Below are 21049 nucleotides of genomic sequence, written 5' to 3'. Positions count from 1 at the left end.
CAAGACACTCTCATTCTAACAGCTTAGGCAACGATACGGAAAAGACACGGCTGGCTGCCGTGCCTTAAACCGTAAATATATTGTAATAGGAGGATAACTCATGAATGCAACAATCTTGCACGAGAGTCGTGGCCGAATCCGTATCAGACTGCAGCAAAGGCGAATGACTCCGGAACAGGCAGATCAGTTGGAAGCCTGGCTGCAGAGTAGGGGCTGGGCAAAGAGGATCACTGTCCATGAACGCACCTGCTCTGTAATTGCGTATTATAGTGGAGACAGGCAGGCGGTTTTGGACGATATTCGTCGTTTTTCCTGGAAAGATGCAGAAAAGAATGTGAGTTTGCCAGTTCACAGCAGTCGTGCCTTGAACCGGGAATTTGAAGAAAAATTAGTGGGCAAAATTGTGATGAAGGCAGCCTGCACGTTGTTTTTGCCGTCCCCATTACGAATTGCTCGAATTCTCTGGCATATGATTCCTTTTGTGCGACGTGGTTTGCGCTGCCTATTACAGCGGCGAATCAAAGTGGATTTATTGGATGCTCTGTCGATTTCGATTTCTGCTTTCCGAGGAGATTTTGGTACTGCCGGAGCGGTGATGTTTCTGCTTGAAGTGGGAGAGTTGCTCGAGGAATGGACCCGAAAAAAATCCATGGAGGATCTGGCCCGGTGTATGTCACTCAATGTTGATCGGGTTTGGCTTCGTACGGCGCAGGGAGAAGTACTGGTTCCAGTGTCTCAAGTGCGGCCGGGAGATGCAATTGTTGTGCGCGCAGGAAGCGTCATCCCTATGGACGGTATTGTTCTGGAAGGGGAAGCAACTGTTAATCAGGCTTCGCTTACCGGAGAGTCCATACCGGTTGCCAAACGAGCCGAGAGTGCTGTTTATGCGGGCACTGTGGTGGAGGAAGGCGAATGCGTTCTGGAAGTAAAACAAGCATCCGGACAAAGTCGCTACGATCAGATTGTACATATGATTGAACAATCCGAGCAGATGAAATCGGCAGCTGAAAGCAAGGCGACTCATCTGGCGGATAAGTTGGTTCCTTACACTTTTTTCGGCAGTCTGTTGAGTTTTGCCTTAACGCGCAATGTAGCGCGTGCTTTGTCGGTTTTGATGGTGGACTTTTCCTGTGCGCTAAAGCTGGCAATGCCTTTGGCGGTTCTCTCTGCTATGCGAGAGGCTGGCAGGGCTCATGTTACAGTTAAAGGAGGAAAATTCCTGGAGGCGGTAGCTGCAGCAGATACCATCATTTTTGATAAAACAGGCACGCTCACTCATGCTTGTCCTCGAGTAGCGAAGGTTATTCCCTTTGGAGGGAATAACGAAAATGAAATGCTTCGTCTTGCTGCCTGTCTGGAAGAGCATTTTCCGCATTCCATGGCGAACGCGGTAGTGGAAGAAGCAAAACGACAGGGGTTAACCCATGAAGAATTTCATTCGAAAGTAGAATATCTGGTGGCTCACGGTATTGTGAGTACGGTGGATAGTGAGCGCGTATTAATCGGCAGTGCGCATTTTGTTTTTGAAGATGAGGGATGTAAAATTCCGGAAGGGGAGCAGGAACGATTTGCGATGCTTCCGGAAGAATACTCTCATCTGTTCCTGGCGGTAGGAGGGCAACTGGCGGCTGTATTATGTATATCGGACCCGCTGAGAGAAGAGGCTGCAGATGTACTCCGTGTACTGCGAAATATGGGAGTCAAGCAAACGGTGATGCTTACCGGCGATAGCCAGCGTACAGCGGCTGCAATAGCAGCTCAGTTAGGTGTGGACGAGTTCAGAGCAGAAGTATTGCCTGCAGATAAGGCTGAGTTTGTTGCACGTTTGCGCAAAGAAGGACACACAGTTTTAATGGTAGGAGATGGAATCAATGATTCTCCCGCGCTTTCCGAGGCGGATGCAGGAATTGCCATCAGCGATGGTGCGGCATTGGCCCGAGAAATTGCAGATATTACCATTGCTGCTGATAGTCTTTGGGAGCTGGTAGAGCTGCGTCATGTTGCGATGGAACTGATGCGGCGGATACATTCTAACTATCGTTTTGTGATTGGATTTAATGGTGCACTTATCGCATTGGGGGTAATGGGCATTTTGCCGCCAGCGACTTCCGCTACGTTACATAATTTGTCCACATTGGGTGTAAGTTTGAGAAGCATGAGTCCATTGCCGAAAGTACAGAAAAATGTGGATACAATCATAAGTGGTGATTAATGTGAAAGCGGTGGCCACAGGCGGTACCTGCGAAATAAGCACATATGAGAAAGGGGTTATACCATTGCGTATGGTGAATAGCCGGACGAAGCTTTGGATGTGGTAACACACCTGACGGGAATTGCGAGAAGCCAGTGAAGTCAGATTGTTGCGGATCGGTTCTGTTTTGGTGTCTCTTGCCCAAAGAAGGAGATCCGTCAAAATCATCTTCGAAACGCTTTGGGAATTTTAGTTTATTTTGACTCCGCAGCTTCCCGAAAAAGACATTCTGCACAGTGTGACTGATACTCCTGATGGCGGTCGATGTACTGGTTTCCCCAATCGCTGAGTCCACTCAATACATTGAGCAGGGTTTTCCCGTTATCTGTCAACTGGTATTCTACCCGAACTGGAACTTCATTGTATTGTTCCCGATGCAGAATCCCATATTCCTCCAGATGCTTCAGAGATTGGGAAAGCATTACATTGGTAATACCAGGCACTCCGCGTTTGATCTGATTATAGCGCATAGGTCGGCCGTCCTTCAGCAGGCAGATAATACTCAGCCGCCACTTTCCGCCTATAATATCCATCGCTAGCCGCAACGGGCAAATCTCAACCTGGTTTTTCATAGTTCAATAATCCTCCCCAGATACGAAAAAGTATACCATATACAAAAAACTGCGTTCTTGTCAATTTGCTTTCTCTCCATATAATGAAAGTAGATACAGAAATCATACCATGTATTGATAATTTATCAAGGGGGATTACTATGAAACTCTCAATTGTCTACGACAGCAAGACTGGAAACACTGCCAAGATGGCTGAATACATCATTGAAGGTGTTGCACAGGTTGCTGGAGCTGAGGCCAAAGCATTTTCTATTGAGTCCATTGACGAAGCATATGTGAAAGAAAGCGATGCCCTGATCGTGGGTACGCCTACCTATAACGGCTATCTTACTGCCCGCATGAAAGCCTGGCTGGAATCTGCTCCGGTCAAGTTAAATGTGGCAGGAAAATTGGGTGGTGCTTATGCTACGGCGGCCTTTATTCATGGCGGCGGTGATCTGGCCATTCAGTGCATCCTCACTCATCTGATGGTGGACGGCATGATGGTCTATTCCAGCGGTCAGGCCAAGGGAATGCCTGTAATCCATCTGGGACCGGTAGCCATCGGTCCGGATCTGGACTCCTTCGCCGAACTGTTCCGGATTTACGGAAAACGTATGGCAGAGCAGGCGATGCAGATTTCTTCCAAATAAGCAAAAGTGCCGAATTCCCGCAGCATTTCGGGGGATTCGGCACTTTTTGGATGATTTCGGTTATAGCCCTTTCCTTTGTGATCTTGTATCTGCTCACAGAGAGCGGCTGGACAGCATTTTAAATCGCATACTCCGATGGATGTCGGCAAATAAACTCCGGTATCCGTTGAGAAGCAATATATAATTAGGAGTTGGATAACAATGAAGTACGATTTTATACTAACAATCCCTACTCTGTTCTTAAATCAAAATCAGGGTATATAGTTTTTGGCGATCATACCAGAATAGTTAAATATATTCGTTTTCCATTTGCGAGAGGAGCAGATGGAACACAGGTGTTAAAATCCAATAATCCTTGCATTCCAGAAGAATTATTTTATCAAATGATAAAATCAATCGACTTGTCTAACTATGGATATGCACGCCATTTTAAGTTCTTAAAAGATACATTGATTGTTATTCCGGAGAAAAATATTTCTGGCAATTTTGCAGAAATAACAAAGCCGATATATGAAAAACAAGCCAAACTTGTATTCGAGAATATTGAATTATCAAAACTCCGTGACTGGCTCCTGCCGATGCTGATGAACGGACAGGCACGGATGGAATGAGGTGAAACTATGGCCAAAAGTCCATTGGAAAGACAGATTGAATCTCAAATGAAGCAGGCAAAACAGCTTGCAGATAAAAAGCGGCGAGAAGATGAAAAACGGGCAAGGGAGCAGAAGCGCATGGAACAAAAAGCGATTGTTCGGGATCGGGCATCATCTATTGTAAATGGCCAACCATTAGTGGAAGGCTTTCGCATTATGGATAAGACATCAGAAGAAATATTAAGGTGTTTACTGGAGTGTGACAGCCTAAGGAACAGCCATGTTAATTTCTCTGATGATATTTTTCCGTCGTATGTCCAGATGTCTATTGGAGTGGAACTCGAGAAACTAATACAATATGGGATGATTGGCGGGCTTTTATCATTTGGCAATGGAGGTATGCTCGACTTGTTACCACCTGCCTTCTCCTATTTTGAGGATAAACAGGCAGCTTTAGATAGGCAAGATAAGCGAGAAAAGGAACGCCAGCAAAGTATCATCAACTATGGAAACTTGGTTTTCGGTAATGTTTCGGGCTCTACATTGACTGTGGACAATTCCATACATCAAATTGAGCAAGCCATAGATGAAAAAGGCGGCGAGGATAAAGAGGAACTCCACGAATTGTTGGATGAGGTCAAAGAATTGATTGAAAATATACAGTTGAGCAGAGCTATACCGAAACAAAAGAAATTATTTGAAAAGATCTCCAATCACATGGAAAAGCATGGTTGGTTTTACGGTGCCGTGGTTCAACTTTTGGGAACAGCTGCATTGGGACTGATAGGAGGATAGAAAGTATGAAAAAGGTCGATTTACACATTCACACAGTTGCGACTGTAAGTGACCATTACTTTGAATTCTCCATGGATACTCTGCAAAGTTATGTGGAACGCAAAGAATTAGATGCAATTGCTGTCACAAATCATAATCTGTTTGATAGAAAGCAATATGAAGAAATTTGTAAAAAAATATCAGTTCCAGTATTTCCGGGTATTGAAATTGATGTAGAGCAGGGACATTTATTATTGATTACTTCACCGGACGACCTAGATGATTTTGAACCTCGATGCAAGCATATACAGGAAAAAAATTCAACCAATACTTCTTGGATATCAGAAGATGATCTGTTGGAATATTTTCCAACCATTGGAAAGTATGTGCTGATACCTCACTATGATAAAAGTCCAAAGTTAGAATTACATCGAATTCCCAAAATTAAAGACCATATTACATGCGGTGAAGTTACAAGCGTAAAAAAATTTATATCAATGAAAAAAAGAAGCGGGGAACTCGTACCAATTCTTTTTAGCGATGAACGCATGGAGAACAGGGAGGCGCAGTTCCCAGATAGACAAACTTTTATTGATATTGAGGAATTATCTATAAATGCATTAAAACACGCCTTAAGAGACCGTGCCAAAGTTTCACTTTCTCCAGATGAAGGGAATGTTTTGTTTCAAATTTTAGATTGACGCCATTTTAATAACCTTGTTTTTGGTAATATGCCTAAAATCATCAATCCCAAGTTTTTTCAAGACTTTTTCTTCTGTCATTAGTTTGCTCATTTCAACATCTTCTTTCTTATAGCAATTTTAGTGATAGAAAATGTATCTTTGTATTCTTAATTACGCAACAAACGGCCTCTCCTGTGGCCTATAAGTGAGAGAGTCAAAAGAGGTTCTGGGGCGGCACCTTCACATAGGTCTGAGCCTTATCAAACTCCGGGTAATGGTAGCGCCACTTGTCATAGTCCTCTTTGGAGATCTCGCCCGCCTCCAACATGGCAGCGGCCTGCTGCCAAGAACAGAGCATCTCATGCAGCCGGGCGGCATCCTTGTTCTTCCGCACATCGACCTTCAAGCAGACTTCTCCATCCATCTCGCTGATCTTGAGCCCGTAGTTGTCCTCCAGGGTAAACAGGGTGTGCATGAGCCCCACATAGGAGTCTATATCCGGGACAGAAAGAGCATAGGGCGAGACATCCAGTACCTGCGCCAGGGCGGCAGTTAGATCCGCCTGCTGTTGAGCAGCACATTGTTGAATATGGTGCCACAGAATTTATTGTCGGCCACTACGGCGGATTTGACCGTCTTGCAGCGTCAGCAGTCAAAGAAGCAAAGCGTTTCTACCCAGAAGTGAAGCTCACTTTGCTATTGCCATACCATCCGGCAGAGCAGCCCATCCCGACGCCAAATGGATTTGACGGCACCTTCTATCCACCGGGGATGGAAAGTGTCCCGCGCAAGATCGCAATCGTGAGAGCAAATCGCTATGTTGTAGATCATGTAGACTATCTTATCGCCTATACCTGGCACCCCGCCAGCAATGCGCGGGAGTTGGTGGAGTATGCCCGGAAAAAGCAGCGAAATCTCTGCCTTTCCATAACACTGATAAAACCTGATAATTGGATGTCAAGTTGAGTTTTTCACGAAAATGTGATAAAATAAATCCAAGCATTTCTTGCTTTGGAGGGACTAAAATGGCGATTTGTTATGACCGCTTATTCCATCTGATGATTGATAAAAAGATAAGCAACGCACAGCTAAAAGAGAAGGCCGGTTTTAGTGCCAATATTATCACCCGCCTAAAGCGTAACGAGTATGTTTCCATCGAAAGCATCGAGAAGATTTGTCGTGTGATGGAGTGTGGCGTGGACGATATTCTGGAGTTTGTTCCGGAAGAAAAATAAGCATGAATTTTGACAAAGTGGTTTGATATTTGAAGGGTTCTTTTGGCATACAAAAACTTCGTAGACTAAAAAGCTGTGAAAGATCGGATAGGAGTGTGGCTGTGATGGCAACAGCAAACAAAACGGTTTGGGGAATCCATACGATGGACGATCCCCTTTTTTTGAATCAGAATCTAATTGCAATCGGCTGGGAAGAGATGGGCGACTTGTCGGTCATAAGTGCATCTCGTGATGTCTACAAAGAAAAATATATTGCGACCTATCCGGACGCTAAAAAAGGTTCGATCCCCACAAGTGCTGGAATGCTGTACCGGTTCGTTCATGAAGTGCGAGAAGGCGATTATGTCGTGTTTCCATCTAAGTTCGACCGTAAAATCAATATTGGGATCGTTGAGAGCGCCTATTTTTATGATAGTACAGCAGCACAGTATCCCAATCGCCGGAAAGTAAAGTGGCTCAAACATCTGCCCCGCACAGCTTTTTCCCAGGGTGCTCTGCATGAAGTTGGCTCGGCATTGAGCTTTTTCCAGGTGAAAAACTACGCAGATGAGTATTTTAAGGCTCTGGATAAAGATTTCAAAGGCAATATTCTGGAGCCGGATACCGATGAGACAGTGGCACAAACAGCGGATGAAATCATCGAGGCTAACTGATTTTGATTAGTCAGTTAGCTCTCTTTTTCTTTTTATTATTATTTTGTGCAACAAACGGCCTCTCCCGTGGCCTACAAGTGAGAGGATCAAAAGAGGTCCTGGGGCGGCGATGAGGTAAAATAAGTTTCGCAAAAATAAAAAAGACATGGTTTGCAGATCGCTGGTAGAATGAAGTTGCGACACTAACCATTCGAAAGGAGAAAGCAAACCATGCCTGAAAAAATTGTACAACTAAATGAGGCCGTAATCAAGAGCGAACTCAAAGAACTTGTGCGAGGCAGCGTAGAGGAAACTCTCAACGAGCTGCTGGAGGCCGAGGCGGATAAACTGACTCAGGCAGCTCGGTATGAACGCAATGAACAGCGCCAGGGCTACCGCAGCGGCCACTACAGCCGCAACCTCACTACGACTTCCGGGGATGTTACCCTGAAAGTGCCCAAACTCAAGGGAATTTCTTTTGAAACCGCCATCATTGAGCGGTACCGTCGCCGTGAAAGCAGCGTGGAAGAAGCTCTCATTGAAATGTACCTGGCAGGAGTATCTGTCCGACGTGTGGAGGATATCACTGAGGCCCTGTGGGGCAGCAAAGTCTCACCCTCCACCATTAGTGAGTTGAATAAGAAAGCATATGTCCACATCAAGGATTGGCGAAATTGCCCCCTGCAAGGCGGACGGTATCCGTATGTCTACATAGATGGAATCTATCTGCGCCGAAATTGGGGCGGAGAGTTTGAAAATGTGGCCATTCTGGTGGCGATTGCGGTGAATGAGGATGGATACCGCGAGGTTCTTGGTGCAGCCGAGGGCATGAAGAAGGACAAAGCCAGTTGGGTCAGTTTCTTCCAGTGGCTACGCGGCCGTGGTCTGGATGGTGTAAAACTCGTCGTTGGCGACAAGTGTCTTGGTATGCTGGAAGCCGTGGGTGAAGTGTTTCCTGAAGCCAAATACCAGCGCTGCACTGTCCACTTTTACCGCAATATCTTCTCTGTCACACCTCGCTCCAAAGTGAAGCTGGTAGCTAAAATGCTCAAGGCAATCCACTCCCAGGAAAGCAAGAAAGCTGCCCGTGTGAAGGCAAAGGTCGTAGTGGAGGAGCTGCGTTTCGTGAAACCGAAAGAGGTCGCTAAAAAGGTGGAAGATGGCATTGAGGAGACGCTGACCTACTGCAATTTTCCCAGCAAACATTGGACTCGTATCCGCACCAACAACGTCATTGAACGGCTGAACCGGGAGATCCGCCGCCTCGCCCGTGTGGTTGGCAGTTTCCCGGACGGCAATTCTGCTCTCATGCTGGTCTGTGCCCGACTGCGCCATGTGGCTGGTACCCAGTGGGGTAACAAGAAGTACATGAACATGAAGTACCTGGAGGCGACCCTTGAGGACACCTCCATTGCTGGCTGACTTCATTCGCGACAGGGGCTGTAAACCAAAGTGCGAAAAACTCTTGACACTACCGAAAAAAGGAAAGTAGTCAAATGGATGAAGAACCATATATAAACGAAAGAGGAGCGTGAGCAGTGCCAATCATGGCACGGCGCACGCTCCTCGCATACAATGCAATCAAATCAACTGCCGTATCTGACCATTCACAACACCGCTCAGCTTCTCCAGCCGATTATCCGCCACTGGGATTTGCGGATGCTCTTGGAACGCGAAGCCATACAGATTTTTCAGGTCATTACGGATCTCATCTGTCATTAAGGCTTTTGCAACGACGATAAAGTCAGATCCGAGCCGTGGAGTCAGGCGGGCGATATAACGTTCCGCATGCTCCAACTGGTCGGCATCCAGATCAAACAGCAAGCTGCGGTTGTTATCAAACACCGGGGCCATGGTTTTCACCTGCATGGTATCCGTATCAAACAAAACACCGAAATTACCCGGATGCCGGTCCGTATTCAGGAGAATGGCATCCAGAATCATCATGCGGCGAAAGGCATCCTCGCTACCGATGGAACGGAAATACTCCAGTAAGCCGGAGATAGACCGCTCTTCATGGGTAATGGCAGCTGTTTTGGCAAGGCCGATGGATTCACTGGTGAACAGGGGACAAGTAGACACCAGTCTTCCATGATGGAATCGTATATCATATGAGACTGTACCAGGGCACAGGATGCTGGAAATCTGAGCAGCCAGATATTCCGACAGTGGCTCCAGCTCATAGGTGGCGCTGCCGGCCTTATAGAGGTAAATACCGTCCGCTTCTCGTTTCCAGCACTTGGCATAGTTTCCGTCCGTGGTAAATTCCGGTGAGGGGGAGGAGGGAAGATTCTGCTCGCTGAAGAAGCCGTTCAACGCAGCCTCAGCAATGATCTCATCAAAGTCATTCTGATACAGGGAGACATCCCGCCAGCACAACGGGGAATCCGCCGGTTTTACCCAAAAGGTATCGTTGAGAGAAAGCGCATGGCTGACCAGCAGAAATCCTTCCAATGTGCGGCACCCATATTGCTCGAGAAGCTGCTCGATGTGCTTTCGGTGCTTGGGAGCACGCCGCCCTTCCAGAAAGCTCAGAAGAGATTTATAGCCAATGGGGCGCAGGGACGAAAACCAGGTTCCTTCCAGAGCTACCACATCGCCAAATTCATCCTCTTGGGTGGAAAATTCCAGAAATGGTGTGTCTTTGTTCAGTAAAATCCAGTCCATCTTGGCCCATCCTTCCTGCGTTTCATTATACTACAGAATCAGTGTTATGCATCCCGCCTTTCTTTGTCTGCAAAAGGAGGGTTCCCGTTTTCTGCTCTCACAGGTGTTGGAAATATTGATTTGTTGGTGTCCAATGAGTATAATGTTCTCAAAGAGGTGATGCAGGTATGACGCTGGAAGAACGGCGGGCAAAAATTCTAATCAACAAAGCTGGTGGGACAGCTGGGCCAGAAGGGAAAAGCTATCGTGTGGTGCTGCCCCCTGTATGGGCCAAACAACTGGGGGTTATGGAGAATAGCTGTGATGTCATTCTGCAATTTGACGGCGAATGTATTACCATCCGCAGAGCTGGCACGGGAGAATATCATTCCTTTATCAATGAGGCGAGAGAGAAAAAGCACGATCTATTGATTCTTCACTACTATGATGGGGAGACTCTTTGCACCAAAATCTGCCTGGATCGGACCTCCCGGCGGTTGGTTATCGAAAATGAGACGGACGATATTCTTTCAACCGCGTTTGGGGTCAACCAGACACCCAATTGGGAGGACTTTATGACCTTTTTGGAATCTCGCTGCATTCCGCGGCAGCGGGATGGATTGAAATACTATCTGGCACAGCTGGGGATAGAGAAATACGATCCGATGGAGATCATCCGTAAGACTGCCGGCCGCATGGCAGAAGATTCCTGCTGGATTAAGATTGTGGAGGGGTAAGATGGCAGTCAGATTAGTGACCGGAAATCGCATTGCAGAAACGTCCTCCAAGGGAAATCAGGAAAAGTGGCTGGAACATGACCGTTGGTACAAACTTGACCTCTTTGGATATGAAGGGTTGGCGGAAACCGTAACCTCCCAATTGTTGCAGCAGTCTAACATAGAAGAACTGGGTTTCCGCTATGTGACTTACTGTATGGAGCGGATGAACGTGCATCAACGGATTCGGAATGGCTGTTCCAGCCCCAATTTTCTGATGCCCGGCGAAAGCATCCTGACCCTCGCTGACTTGTTTCGCAAAGGTGTTGGACCGGACTGGCAAAGTGTTGTAGCCCGACAGCCTAACCTCGCCGGGAAGGTTCGCTGGATGGTGGAACAAACGATACGCCTCACCGAATTGAAACAGTTTGGAAACTATCTCACGTTGTTGTTTGAAGTGGATATGCTGTTTGGCAACGAAGACCGCCATCTGAATAATATTGCTGTTCTGCGCAGGGGAGAGGAATTCGACTACTGTCCCATTTTTGACTTTGGTGCGGGACTTCTTTCCAATGTGCGCGACTATCCCATGGATATTGAACCTCGTTCCCACATGAAGCTGCTGCGGGCGCAGCCGCTGAACACAACATTCACACGACAGGTCCGGGCGGTCAGATCCCTCTATGGGCCCCAATTGCAATGGACTTTTATGGTTGCCGAAGTAACTGCTGCACTGGAGGAGCCGCTAAAGTTCTATGCCGAAAGGGACCGGGCATACATTGCCGACCGGATAAAAACCTGCATCCACTGGCAGGCTGCAAAATTATGAAAAGGGTTAGGGCAGATAACCGTCTGTGTGTTTCAGCAGTACAGCGCCTTCGCCTGCCACCTGTTCATTTAAAGCCTGTTCGGCGGTGTTTAGTTCGTCATTGGCCGTGGCGGGTGAATCGTTGATGAAATTGCAATTCGTACACGCTTTGCCCGGAGATATTTCGTAACCGGTCATTTGAAATTCATATCTGGCAAAAAAATTGATGTTGCCTGCGTCTCGATTCATACGGTCAGGCAGGATGATATATCTTGATGAAGCCATTGGGGGAAAACGACTGTGCAGCTTCTGGAACGCAGCTGCACAGAAAAGAAAGAAGAAACGGGGCGCAAAACAGAAAACTCCCTCCCGATCCATTCCTGCGGAATGAAAGGGGAGGGAGCTTTTTGCAAACCGGGCTTCCTGTGTTCGCAACGCTGCTGTTTGGGGAATCAGAACCGCGACACTTCGGAGTCGCTCCAGCGTTCTGCGGTGGGTGCGTCGGAAAGATATCAATTAATCTTCTGAAAATTTTCAGAAGATGTCATGTGCAGCTGCATCAATCCGTTTGCGGAGAATTTCCTGAACCTCCTGCATCAGCAGCAGTCCTGTGGAAAACCCGTATTGAAATGCATCGCTGCTTTCTGTATCGCAGATAATCAGTGTCTGTTCCAGCATCTGGTCCACCAGTGCCATATCATCCTCGCTCAGATTGTTCCGCAGGTCTTTCAGGAGCTGTTCAATCTCCTTGCCAGCCTGTTTGTGCCGACCGTTTCCTTCCATGTTGTTTTCACAGGGAAGCAACTCTCCCCGGTAGATAGCATCCAATACCATGCGGATTCCCTCCTTTATCACAGAAGCTGCTTTTCTTTGTGGGTGGCCAGCGAGAAGTTGTAGGGCGCACTGGGCCGTCCGTCCGGGAAATTGGGCGTGGGCAGGGTATTCAGAATGCGCACCATCTCCTGCAGTCTGTCAGAATAGCCGTTTGTCAGCAGAATTCCCCGGGTGGGCTGAATTCCCTCCAGAACCAGACCGTCCCAGTACATCCGCAGCTGGTACAAATCCTTCGGCTCTGCCTTTCTAGTCTTCAGCTCATAGATATCGCATTTTCCATTTTCCCCTTTGTCCACCACATCCACGCGAGTACCGGTGGGCCAGACACAAATCTCGCTGGTTACCTCATCCTCCGGATTTGCAGCCTTGAGAATTTTCATCCACTTCTTTTTCAGTTCATCCTCGCTGAATGTGGCGGCGTTTTTCTGCGGCGGGAACTCAGCCAGCGCTTCAAAGACCTTGTCCCAGTCCGGGTCGTTGCGGTCAATACCGGTCTTGTTGTTCAGGGTGGCAAGAACACCACGGGGCAGCTCCGGCAGGATCAGCTCGCCCACAAAATCGTTGTAGCTGTTGTGCCGGGAAATGGGCGTGCCGTCTTCTTTGTGCCAGATTTCCCCCAGCTGAGCGGTGGCAATCACCCGCTTGCCCAGCCGGATATCGATGCCCTGCGTGGGCTGGGTTCCCTGATAGTAATACCGGGCCTTGCCGCCCAGTACCAGATGATCCCGCTTGGATTTATCGAGGGTACCGTGGACGTAAGTCACCGGTACAATCTGGCCGCCCAGTTCCACTTCCAGCTTTTCGGTGCGCGCCATCATCATGGGAACCTGGATGGGCGGAACCAGCATACTGCTCTGGCCTACCGTCACCGCGATCTTGGCGCTGGGCTCCAGCGTGACCGGATCCAATTCCAGGTAACCCCGGTAGACAACGCCCAGATGCTCGATCAGCCACAGCCGGAGAGTGGCCAGATCACTGAGCTTCCGGTTGCCCTGCCGCTGCAGGGTGCGGGCAATGGCCATCGGCACCCGCACATAGATGACCGTGGAGGGATCAGGCCACTGAAGATTCAGGCCCTCGGGCAGCTGAAGATTGTTTTCCTCAGTTACGGTCATCTTCAGGTCAAAGGGGCCGCTCACTTTGTAATAAGGGCCGGGCTGGCTGCGGGTGTAGATGCACCAGTCACCGGTGCCGCCGGACAGGCAGGCCAGCGCATTGTTGAGACCATATCCGTGCTCATTCAGGCGGCTGTTGGTCAGCGGAGCACTGCCCAGCTGAAGCGCATTGGTGAGAGCGGCAAGATCCATGCCGCAGCCCCAGTCGGCCACTGCCAGGTGAATATAGTTCTTGTCTGCATCAGGTGCCAGCGCCACACAGATCCGGGCTTTTTCGCCCGCCAGTACGGCAGCGAGGGCGTCATCGCACAGTTCACAGGTACCCTGATGGCAGAGCATTCCCTGACGGGCCAGCCCGACAAAGGCCTTGCCGGTGATGTTGATGGAGATTTCGTGGCTCTCGTTGGTGCAGGCGGTGATGTTGTTCGTGTTCTGGTTGTTCATATTGAATCCTCTCTTTCTTATTTATAAGGAATATGGTTGATCCACTGCCCTTTTCCGGCTTGTTTTGTTGCGGCCGGCATGTTATGATGAGAGGGCAGATTGGATTGTTTTGACGAATGGTTCATCTTGCACTTGCCGTGTCTGAGTTGCAGCTCAGATGCGGCTTTTTTTGTGTGGGGAAAGCAATCTTTATCACGGCCAGCAGGCAGGGACAATGGCCGAACTGCCTGCTTCGATGATCCGGGATGTTGTCCGCTTCGTAGATGAAGTGGGCGTTGCCTTTCATATAGATACCTCCTATCTGATTGGTGTCAGGGAGTGTGTTCCCTGTGCTTATATTATAGCATATTGGTACCAATATATTAAATACGCATTTCCTCCAAATAATATTGGTACCAATATATCATTCTTTGTGCATTATCCATATTGGTACCAATAGTCATTTATGATATACTTAAAATAAATATGCCATTTTATCGATTGAATGGAGGAATTGAACATGGCTTATACCAAAGCGAGTGGTCAGGCTGTAAACCGATATTCTAAAAAAGTATACGATGATGTCCGGGTTCGGGTGAAGAAAGGGCAGAAAGAAATCATTCAGAAGCGGGCAGAACAGCTGAACAAGAGTGTGAACGGCTATATTACGGACCTGATTGAAGAGGATCTGGCCGGCAGCGATTTGCTGGAAGAGTGAATCGAAAAAGCACAGCCATACATATTAGTAAAAAACCGGGCACAGAGCCACCTGCCGAGGTGAATCTCTGTGCCTGGTTTTCTGTTTTTATGATGCCGTAATCTGAACGGCGTTTTCACGAACCTGATTGATTGTTTCCAGCAGGAAAGTGGTGTCACACAGCTGCTTTTTGGCATACTTGAACACAGCATGCTATGCCTCCGGTGCGGTGCACTGGGGGACTTATTTTTTTGAACAGTCTTGCATTTCAATAGAGTTTCGCTATAATACAAATAAAGACTATTTTTTGATTTTGTACTTTATACGGGAAGGTGACAGCTTGTGGCAAGAAAGGCGTACTCCGATGAGGAGAGGGCGCAGGTGAAGGAAGCCCTGATGGTCACCATGATCCAGTGCATCGCGGATCGGGGGCTGATTCATAGCAGCATTGATGTTCTCTGCAAAAAAGTGGGGATCTCCAAGACCTTCTTCTACAGTTTCTTCTCATCCAAGGAGGAACTGGTGCTCTACGCCCTGCGATATCAGCAGCCCAGACTGTTGGACTACGCCCATCAGCTGATGGAAGACCCGACGCTCAGTTGGCGGGCGGGCGTGGAGACCTTCCTGAAAAACTGCTGCTACGGAGCCAAAAGCGGAGTCGCTGTTTTGTCCATTGAAGAGGAGCAGCAAGTACGCCGTTGCCTTTCCGAGGAGAATTTTCAGGCCTTCCGACAGGATCAGGTCAGTTTTTATGGGAAACTACTCTCCATCTTTGGCCTCCCCGCAGACGGCATTGACCCCCGGCTCTTCGGTAATCTGGCTCTGGCCATGATGATGGTGCACAAGGCCATTCCGGACACCATGCCCTTCCTGTTTCCGGAGGTGGCGGAAGATATGGTGGAATTCCAGGTCAGGGCTCTGGTGGACGAGATGGAGCGTGCAAAAGAGGATGCGCGGCAGGTGAAAGCAGATGTATAGCGGTGGGTTCCTACGTCCAAACGGACACGAAAGACAGCAGAATATTGTTAAGCACGGGGCCTTGGAAAACAGGTCTCGGGTCTGTGCGGCCTTTTTATGCCTTGCGTCAGCCTGTCCAAGTGACAGGGTGTCGCAGGGCATTTTTTATTGTTCGGAAAGAGGTGCCTGATATGAATTTACCAAAACGAAATAGTGCGGACGGGCGCTGTTACTGGATGAAGCCCGAGGTACAGGAGGAACTGCAACTGCTCTTTGACCAGTGCATTCAGGATGCTATTGACGGGAGAATCACACGGCTTGATTCCCTTTGGCCGCCGGTAGTGGTCAGCAGCGAAGGCGCACCCTTTGAGGTGCACGCTCTGGTGAGAAAATGGACCGAAGCGCAGCGGGCTGAAACGCTCGATGCGGAAAAGGCCATCGCCTTCAGCGAAAACCTGCGCCGCCAGAGCCGGTGGGGTGAAATTGACTACTATTTACTTGATATGCTGAAACGGGAGCTGCAGGAGAAGTATTTTGTCGTGACAGGCAACGAAGATGACCACTTCTGGGATCGGGAATACTCCCTGAAGCCAGGTATCCGTGCAGAACAGGTCCCGGAGCCGCTGCTGCGTTTCGCCTGCTATGTGGCAGTGAGCTATAAGGTATATGGCATGGACTTTGAGTATCTGGACGCCAATTACCTCTTTGGATTGGTAGAGAAAGTCCGTCCGGATATGGTGAAAAAGCTGAAAGAACATGGGACCGGCAGGTTGCCGCTCAACCTGCAAAAGCGGAAAACAGAGCACTTCACCGCATCGGCCAACGATGCCTTTGCCGTGATCCGCATTACGGCCAGAGACAACACCGAGGAATGCTGCCATGAAGTGCTGGACTATCTGTGTGAGGTTCTTTCGCAGGAGGATTTTCCCCGCAGCTATGCGGTGGAGTTCAAAGGGCCGGAAAAGAGGTATTTGCCCATCACAGGCCTGCCCAAAAAGGGAGTAAACCAGCTCTTTGCCTGTGCCGTGCAGTACCCCGGCCTCCACTCCCTGATGGAACGGTACGCCCGGCTTGCCATGCGGCAATATGAGCAGTACACCAATCTCAGCGATGAGCAGTGCGCGCTCCCCGGAAGTTTTGCTGTGTTCGCTCTGGGAATGCTGGGGCAAGAGTGGCGGCAGCTGGTATGGGATTATCTCGATCTCTGCGATGATGAGCACTCCCACTTACAGGAAAAATTCCTCCGGGAGTATGTGAAACAGTTCGGATTTACCGCCGATACCGTCCCTGTGTTTGTCCGGGGTGTGCTGTCCATGCAGAACATGAAGTATTCCAAGGACTATGCCGCGTGGATGGCAAATGCAGAAAGCCTGGACGCTCTGCTGGAGGCCAAAAGCCACCTGTCCGAGATCGTTCCAAGCGGTTTTTCCTCCGACGAGGATGACGATGATGACGAGAAACCCACCGAGGAAACAGAAGCCAGCCCGGAGGAAGTGCTGCAATACGCATGGGAAACGGTCTGCTATGTGATCTGGGGCAAAGCCAGCGCCAAGGGTGGTCAGAAAGTGGTGGAAGCAGCTCCGGAGGAACTGAGAGAGCGGTATCAGGAAATTTTTCGATAGGAGGAAACAATATGAAAACCTTTGATCCCGATTATAAATTACTGGACGAGATGTATCAGGATGATTATTATCCTGCTTTTCTGGTAGACAAGGTAAAGGATGAACTTCAAAAAGTCATTGACCTGCTGGAGAGCGGCGAAACCGACACTGAAGTGATACAGAACACGCTGGATAAGGCGGTCTGCGGAATCAATAATCTTCAGGATGAATTTTACGAAAACGACAGCGAGATTGAAACGGTGGCGAGGGATTGTATTGGAGATACCGTTGCCTACATTCTGGAGTGGTTTGACATTCCCATTGACACCGAGGAGGCCATCCGGGAACGGGACTGGTGATTTTTCAGTGCGTTGACCACATGGCTGTCGCTATGATGCAGGAACTGGGAAAAGGGGAAACGACCTATGGCAGAGTTCGAACAAATCATAGAGAATGCGCTGGACATTCTGAAATTTGACGGAGCCATACAGGACACTCTGGCGGAGCTTCGAGAAAAATGGAGCGCACAGGTCCCGGCGCTGCTGGATGAACGCTTTGATGCCGTTGGTGTTCAGTATATGAAACTGTCCCATGAAAAAGGGGCGGCAGCGTTGGGACAGGAACTTTCTGCCTTCGGCTGGGCGCTGTATAACCTGGACGATGAGGACGAGTATCTGTTTGCCCTGATCCCAGAGGAACAACGCAGCGAATGGGAACGCTACTGCAAAAAGCAGGGGCAATATTGCCACCTGATGAAACAGCAGGGGAGAAAATGGGGCGACCATGCCAAGGAGCAGGACCCTGGGAAGCTGATGCCCTGCGAGGAGTACATACTTCAGGATGAGTACGATTATTTCTTCAACTCCCTGGCGGGTGATTTTGCGGCGGGCGAATGGAAAAACCAGGATGCAGAAGAATGGAAAAACGGCTGTGTGGCCGATCTGCGCCAGCGTCCGCCCCAGGTGACCCGCGCCCACAGTTTGCCGCATCTTGGGTGCCTCACTTATTCCGCAGAAAATGGACTCTATGCCGCGTCCATAGCCGCTGGCAGCGGGACGATTGGCCGGGCATTACTGAGCAGAAATCCAGCCACCCTCAACTGGGCCGAACCGTCCCCCATTGGATATGACGGCCCGCCCCGCACCCTTTGCTGGGCTGACCATTCCCTCTGGGTGGGTGATCCCACCAACGCCACACGGATCGAACTGACTGACCGGGGCACCTGCCAGGATGTGAAAAACTGGATTCTGCCGGAAGATGGATGGAGCACCAAATACCATTGCGGCATCGTGACAGACGGTCTGGGCCGGGTCTACTTTTCCAACGAGTGGTACAAGGGGCAGATTTACCGCTGGGAAAACGGCAAGGTAACAAAACACACCTTCTCTCTGAATGGATACGACCATCTCTCCGAGGCCGTTCCCGTTCCCGGCACAGGCCGCATTACCATGATCCACGCAGTCAGCGGCAAGGGGAGAATGGAAGAATGCCTGCTGGAACTGGACATGGACACCGGGCGGTGCCGCATTGCCCCGCTGCCCGGAATGGGCGAGGGACTGAAACTGCGCTGGTTTACCGGGGACTGGCTGCTGGTGCAGGGGAACGGCGAGATCCTCTCCGATGACTTTGCCCAGCTTATCAATAGGAACACCCGTGAAGTGCTGCGTATCCGTCCGGGAATGTTCGGCGGGGAGAAAATGCAGCACATTGGAATACTCACCGATGGCACGGTGGTGATCGTCACCCGGCGGGATAGGGTTGGGCCGGTGTTTCGTTATCCCATCGACTTCTGGGGTTTCCTTCGGACGGCAAACAAGCCCAAAAAGCTGGAATGGCGAGAGTACAAAGAAGTGTACCCGAATCTGCCAATCTTTCTTCCGCCCAAGACCACGGAGCGAAAAATCATTCTCAAAAAAGACAGCCTGACTATTCTGGGGTCGGTATTTACGCCGCCGTTTACCCTGTCGCAACTTGCGGAAAAGCTGGGGTCCGCCCGCATTGTCCTGCAAAATGGAACACGGAAAAGCCCCATTACAGGCCGAGAGAGTCCCTATACCCAGGCACTTGCTCTGTGGGACGAGCTTGGACTCCAGGGCTGGTTGGATGAAGATGAGCAGACCATCAAAACCCTTGGTGTCCGGGTAGCGGCACTGGGAGAGTATGCGGTTCGGCAGACATTTGACGGAGCGGTTTGGATCGGATCCAGGGACTACCGGGAGGTCGGCTGGAAGGATTTTGCCGGATTTGCCCATACCCTCAAATTAGGCGGCTTTACCGTTTATACCCGCTTGCCGGGTCCTGTTTCAGAGGAGCAGTCAGCGCAGAAAGCAAGGCTGGAGGCCCTCTCCGCCATGGTGCAGATCAGCTGGAAAGAGCCGGAGAAAAAGGCGGCGAAAGCGCAGAAATACAAGTTATCCAAGCCGACTGAACCAGTGCTCACCTTTACCAGCTTCAACTTCAAGCTGGCGGTCATGGAAGTCCTGATGTACGAGAAAGGCTTACTGGCTCCTAAACTGGATGCCCATGAGTTTGCCAGAGAATATAGCCGGCGCAAGATCGACATTGACGCGGAAGGGTATGAACCCATCCCGGAGATCCGGAAGTGGCTGGAGAAATACCCGATCCCGGAGCGGCTGGCCCGGTCGGTCACAGAAATCGAGATGGATGGCGGCAGCGAGATTTATACCCAGCTCTGTCCGTTCTGGGATGGCGAGGATGGAGCTTTTGATCTCAATGCCATTACGGAGGCAGAACTGCGCCAGTTCCCCAATCTCAAACATATTACTCTCATGTCCTCCAAGCCGGAACAGGTGCTGCCCATTCTGGAGCGGTGCGGCATCGAAGTGGACTTGCTGTGAGGTGCGCTGCTATGAACGAAAAACTATTTCGCCCACAATTTAATGCACTGAAACTGTCCGATAAGCTCTGGCTGATGCAGACGCTGGCGACTCATTATGGACTTGCTTTCAAGGAACTATACGCCTTTTCCCGTTGGGGACAAAGCTGCACCACCGGTCTGTTTGAAAAAGGTGGCCGGGAGTTTGTCTTTGTCCCGGGCGATACCGTGATTCTTGGCTGGGAGAGCTTTGTCCAAGGGATGGATAAGGCCAACCAGGAGGAACTGGCGGATGCTTTTGCGGAAATCGAATATGAGGGCACTGCGGAGGAATTTCTCCGGCAGGGAATGACCCCAGTACGCCAGGTGACCATCGGCCCCATGTTCGTGGGCAGAAAACTGGAGGAGATCGGCTGGGAAAGCGTACCCATGAACGATCCACGCATCACCGCCCACCCCGACTGGCTGGAGAACTTGCAGAAATGGGCAGGCCAGAACAGCCAGAGTTTTGAGATACACGAAACGGTTCGCTTTGAGCGCAATGGTGATAGCTGGCGAGCGTGGCTGTGCCATCCAATGACCTACCCGGAGTTTCAGCGGTCCCTGTTGTGGGAGCTGGCGGCCAGCCTTCCCACGCCGGATGAGTGGGCCTATCTGTGCGGGGGCGGATGCCGCACCCTGTTTCCTTGGGGGGATGGACTGGACTATTCCATGCATCTGCATCACTTTGAAAGCCAGGAAGACCAGGACAAGCCATACGACATGGAGCAGGCGAACTTCTTTGGCCTGTCTATTGCCTATGACCCCTATAAGCGGGAGCTGGTAGACGGGAAAACATTGACCACCTGCGGCGGCGACGGCGGCTGCAATATCTGCGGTGGCATGGGATCTTTGTTTGGATATTTGCCCTGTTCCCCTCACAGTAAACCGGAGGTTCGGGAAGATAATGAGATCCACAATGACTACGACTTCTTTCGTCCAGTGATCCGAGTGCAGACATCCGGGTGGAGAATGGTATCGACCGGAGAGGAGAGGTGATATTCC

22 protein-coding genes and 1 pseudogene are annotated in these 21049 nt (G+C 49.8%); 16 read left to right on the top strand and 7 right to left on the bottom strand.

The genetic code is table 11. The features are described from left to right. Window positions 1–100: 100 nt before the first annotated feature. Entirely contained in the window at window positions 101–2212 is a 2112-nt protein-coding gene (locus EDD77_RS08580; RefSeq protein ID WP_058964340.1) for a heavy metal translocating P-type ATPase, read from the top strand. 233 nt (window positions 2213–2445) lie between these two features. Here EDD77_RS08580 and EDD77_RS08575 read toward each other — a convergent pair whose 3' ends face one another. Next, window positions 2446–2823, bottom strand: a complete 378-nt coding sequence (locus tag EDD77_RS08575) for a winged helix-turn-helix transcriptional regulator (protein WP_058964339.1) — start codon at window positions 2821–2823, stop codon at window positions 2446–2448. Window positions 2824–2963: 140 nt separating this feature from the next. Between EDD77_RS08575 and EDD77_RS08570 the strand changes: the two genes are divergently transcribed. From EDD77_RS08570 to EDD77_RS08555, 4 genes are all read left to right on the top strand, one after another. Continuing rightward, window positions 2964–3455: a flavodoxin family protein gene (locus tag EDD77_RS08570; RefSeq protein ID WP_058964338.1), complete on the top strand. Its 492-nt coding sequence runs from the start codon at window positions 2964–2966 to the stop codon at window positions 3453–3455. A gap of 191 nt (window positions 3456–3646) precedes the next feature. After that, window positions 3647–4066 carry a restriction endonuclease subunit S domain-containing protein gene (locus EDD77_RS08565; protein WP_132587368.1) on the top strand — a complete coding sequence of 140 codons (420 nt, stop codon included), beginning with the start codon at window positions 3647–3649 and terminating at the stop codon, window positions 4064–4066. A gap of 9 nt (window positions 4067–4075) precedes the next feature. Next, entirely contained in the window at window positions 4076–4843 is a 768-nt protein-coding gene (locus EDD77_RS08560) for a hypothetical protein (protein ID WP_058964336.1), read from the top strand. A gap of 5 nt (window positions 4844–4848) precedes the next feature. Then, window positions 4849–5523: a PHP domain-containing protein gene (locus EDD77_RS08555; protein ID WP_058964335.1), complete on the top strand. Its 675-nt coding sequence runs from the start codon at window positions 4849–4851 to the stop codon at window positions 5521–5523. Window positions 5524–5719: 196 nt separating this feature from the next. Here the strand turns inward: EDD77_RS08555 and EDD77_RS08550 are convergent. Next, window positions 5720–6070: pseudogene (locus EDD77_RS08550) on the bottom strand (helix-turn-helix domain-containing protein); the annotation flags it as partial. A gap of 460 nt (window positions 6071–6530) precedes the next feature. On the opposite strand from EDD77_RS08550, the gene EDD77_RS08540 reads away from it, so the two are divergent. The 3 genes from EDD77_RS08540 (at window position 6531) to EDD77_RS08530 (ending at window position 8794) form a co-directional block, all read left to right on the top strand. Then, entirely contained in the window at window positions 6531–6740 is a 210-nt protein-coding gene (locus EDD77_RS08540) for a helix-turn-helix domain-containing protein (RefSeq protein ID WP_054338619.1), read from the top strand. Between the two features lie 104 nt (window positions 6741–6844). After that, window positions 6845–7393, top strand: a complete 549-nt coding sequence (locus EDD77_RS08535; RefSeq protein WP_242868383.1) for a restriction endonuclease — start codon at window positions 6845–6847, stop codon at window positions 7391–7393. A gap of 210 nt (window positions 7394–7603) precedes the next feature. Continuing rightward, the gene (locus tag EDD77_RS08530; RefSeq protein ID WP_058964334.1) at window positions 7604–8794 is read left to right on the top strand and encodes an IS256 family transposase; all 1191 of its coding nucleotides are present in this window, start codon (window positions 7604–7606) and stop codon (window positions 8792–8794) included. A 159-nt stretch (window positions 8795–8953) separates the two neighbouring features. On the opposite strand, the gene EDD77_RS08525 is transcribed toward EDD77_RS08530, so the two are convergent. Further along, window positions 8954–10039 carry a HipA domain-containing protein gene (locus EDD77_RS08525; protein WP_058964333.1) on the bottom strand — a complete coding sequence of 362 codons (1086 nt, stop codon included), beginning with the start codon at window positions 10037–10039 and terminating at the stop codon, window positions 8954–8956. A gap of 167 nt (window positions 10040–10206) precedes the next feature. On the opposite strand from EDD77_RS08525, the gene EDD77_RS08520 reads away from it, so the two are divergent. Continuing rightward, window positions 10207–10755, top strand: a complete 549-nt coding sequence (locus EDD77_RS08520; RefSeq protein ID WP_058964332.1) for an AbrB/MazE/SpoVT family DNA-binding domain-containing protein — start codon at window positions 10207–10209, stop codon at window positions 10753–10755. Window position 10756: 1 nt separating this feature from the next. Further along, window positions 10757–11563: a hypothetical protein gene (locus EDD77_RS08515; protein ID WP_058964331.1), complete on the top strand. Its 807-nt coding sequence runs from the start codon at window positions 10757–10759 to the stop codon at window positions 11561–11563. A 6-nt stretch (window positions 11564–11569) separates the two neighbouring features. Here EDD77_RS08515 and EDD77_RS08510 read toward each other — a convergent pair whose 3' ends face one another. The 4 genes from EDD77_RS08510 to EDD77_RS18065 form a co-directional block, all read right to left on the bottom strand. Continuing rightward, on the bottom strand, window positions 11570–11920 hold the full coding sequence (locus tag EDD77_RS08510) for a hypothetical protein (protein WP_058964330.1): 351 nt from the start codon (window positions 11918–11920) through the stop codon (window positions 11570–11572). 156 nt (window positions 11921–12076) lie between these two features. After that, window positions 12077–12376 (bottom strand): DUF6809 family protein, encoded by a 300-nt coding sequence (locus tag EDD77_RS08505; RefSeq protein WP_058964329.1) that lies wholly within the window; start codon window positions 12374–12376, stop codon window positions 12077–12079. A 17-nt stretch (window positions 12377–12393) separates the two neighbouring features. Beyond that, window positions 12394–13935 carry a PDDEXK family nuclease gene (locus EDD77_RS08500; protein WP_058964328.1) on the bottom strand — a complete coding sequence of 514 codons (1542 nt, stop codon included), beginning with the start codon at window positions 13933–13935 and terminating at the stop codon, window positions 12394–12396. Window positions 13936–14056: 121 nt separating this feature from the next. Beyond that, window positions 14057–14221, bottom strand: a complete 165-nt coding sequence (locus EDD77_RS18065) for a hypothetical protein (RefSeq protein WP_156417377.1) — start codon at window positions 14219–14221, stop codon at window positions 14057–14059. 213 nt (window positions 14222–14434) lie between these two features. On the opposite strand from EDD77_RS18065, the gene EDD77_RS08495 reads away from it, so the two are divergent. The 6 genes from EDD77_RS08495 (at window position 14435) to EDD77_RS08470 (ending at window position 21043) form a co-directional block, all read left to right on the top strand. Continuing rightward, window positions 14435–14632: a hypothetical protein gene (locus tag EDD77_RS08495; protein WP_058964327.1), complete on the top strand. Its 198-nt coding sequence runs from the start codon at window positions 14435–14437 to the stop codon at window positions 14630–14632. Between the two features lie 321 nt (window positions 14633–14953). Then, window positions 14954–15589: a TetR/AcrR family transcriptional regulator gene (locus tag EDD77_RS08490; protein ID WP_058964326.1), complete on the top strand. Its 636-nt coding sequence runs from the start codon at window positions 14954–14956 to the stop codon at window positions 15587–15589. A 170-nt stretch (window positions 15590–15759) separates the two neighbouring features. Continuing rightward, the gene (locus EDD77_RS08485; protein WP_077138555.1) at window positions 15760–17190 is read left to right on the top strand and encodes a DUF6138 family protein; all 1431 of its coding nucleotides are present in this window, start codon (window positions 15760–15762) and stop codon (window positions 17188–17190) included. A gap of 11 nt (window positions 17191–17201) precedes the next feature. After that, entirely contained in the window at window positions 17202–17528 is a 327-nt protein-coding gene (locus EDD77_RS08480; RefSeq protein WP_058964324.1) for a DUF5713 family protein, read from the top strand. A gap of 66 nt (window positions 17529–17594) precedes the next feature. Further along, complete coding sequence (locus EDD77_RS08475; protein ID WP_058964323.1) at window positions 17595–20027, top strand: DUF6892 domain-containing protein; 2433 nt, start codon at window positions 17595–17597, stop codon at window positions 20025–20027. A gap of 11 nt (window positions 20028–20038) precedes the next feature. Further along, window positions 20039–21043: a hypothetical protein gene (locus EDD77_RS08470; RefSeq protein ID WP_058964322.1), complete on the top strand. Its 1005-nt coding sequence runs from the start codon at window positions 20039–20041 to the stop codon at window positions 21041–21043. Window positions 21044–21049: the final 6 nt, after the last annotated feature.

Source organism: Allofournierella massiliensis (assembly GCF_004345265.1).
GTDB classification, from domain to species: domain Bacteria; phylum Bacillota; class Clostridia; order Oscillospirales; family Ruminococcaceae; genus Allofournierella; species Allofournierella massiliensis.
Note: the sequence above shows the minus strand (reverse complement) of the source record. Positions and strands in the feature narration are given on the sequence as shown.

Excerpts from the sequence above, each read along its gene's own strand:
- EDD77_RS08535 (WP_242868383.1), top strand. The coding sequence starts at position 6,845 with ATGGCAACAGCAAACAAAACGGTTTGGGGAATCCATACGATGGACGAT.
- EDD77_RS08570 (WP_058964338.1), top strand. The coding sequence starts at position 2,964 with ATGAAACTCTCAATTGTCTACGACAGCAAGACTGGAAACACTGCCAAG.
- EDD77_RS08555 (WP_058964335.1), top strand. The coding sequence starts at position 4,849 with ATGAAAAAGGTCGATTTACACATTCACACAGTTGCGACTGTAAGTGAC.
- EDD77_RS08575 (WP_058964339.1), bottom strand. The coding sequence starts at position 2,823 with ATGAAAAACCAGGTTGAGATTTGCCCGTTGCGGCTAGCGATGGATATT.
- EDD77_RS08520 (WP_058964332.1), top strand. The coding sequence starts at position 10,207 with ATGACGCTGGAAGAACGGCGGGCAAAAATTCTAATCAACAAAGCTGGT.
- EDD77_RS08500 (WP_058964328.1), bottom strand. The coding sequence starts at position 13,935 with ATGAACAACCAGAACACGAACAACATCACCGCCTGCACCAACGAGAGC.
- EDD77_RS08560 (WP_058964336.1), top strand. The coding sequence starts at position 4,076 with ATGGCCAAAAGTCCATTGGAAAGACAGATTGAATCTCAAATGAAGCAG.
- EDD77_RS08470 (WP_058964322.1), top strand. The coding sequence starts at position 20,039 with ATGAACGAAAAACTATTTCGCCCACAATTTAATGCACTGAAACTGTCC.
- EDD77_RS08475 (WP_058964323.1), top strand. The coding sequence starts at position 17,595 with ATGGCAGAGTTCGAACAAATCATAGAGAATGCGCTGGACATTCTGAAA.
- EDD77_RS18065 (WP_156417377.1), bottom strand. The coding sequence starts at position 14,221 with ATGAAAGGCAACGCCCACTTCATCTACGAAGCGGACAACATCCCGGAT.
- EDD77_RS08510 (WP_058964330.1), bottom strand. The coding sequence starts at position 11,920 with ATGGATCGGGAGGGAGTTTTCTGTTTTGCGCCCCGTTTCTTCTTTCTT.
- EDD77_RS08515 (WP_058964331.1), top strand. The coding sequence starts at position 10,757 with ATGGCAGTCAGATTAGTGACCGGAAATCGCATTGCAGAAACGTCCTCC.
- EDD77_RS08580 (WP_058964340.1), top strand. The coding sequence starts at position 101 with ATGAATGCAACAATCTTGCACGAGAGTCGTGGCCGAATCCGTATCAGA.
- EDD77_RS08530 (WP_058964334.1), top strand. The coding sequence starts at position 7,604 with ATGCCTGAAAAAATTGTACAACTAAATGAGGCCGTAATCAAGAGCGAA.
- EDD77_RS08525 (WP_058964333.1), bottom strand. The coding sequence starts at position 10,039 with ATGGACTGGATTTTACTGAACAAAGACACACCATTTCTGGAATTTTCC.
- EDD77_RS08480 (WP_058964324.1), top strand. The coding sequence starts at position 17,202 with ATGAAAACCTTTGATCCCGATTATAAATTACTGGACGAGATGTATCAG.
- EDD77_RS08485 (WP_077138555.1), top strand. The coding sequence starts at position 15,760 with ATGAATTTACCAAAACGAAATAGTGCGGACGGGCGCTGTTACTGGATG.
- EDD77_RS08505 (WP_058964329.1), bottom strand. The coding sequence starts at position 12,376 with ATGGTATTGGATGCTATCTACCGGGGAGAGTTGCTTCCCTGTGAAAAC.
- EDD77_RS08540 (WP_054338619.1), top strand. The coding sequence starts at position 6,531 with ATGGCGATTTGTTATGACCGCTTATTCCATCTGATGATTGATAAAAAG.
- EDD77_RS08495 (WP_058964327.1), top strand. The coding sequence starts at position 14,435 with ATGGCTTATACCAAAGCGAGTGGTCAGGCTGTAAACCGATATTCTAAA.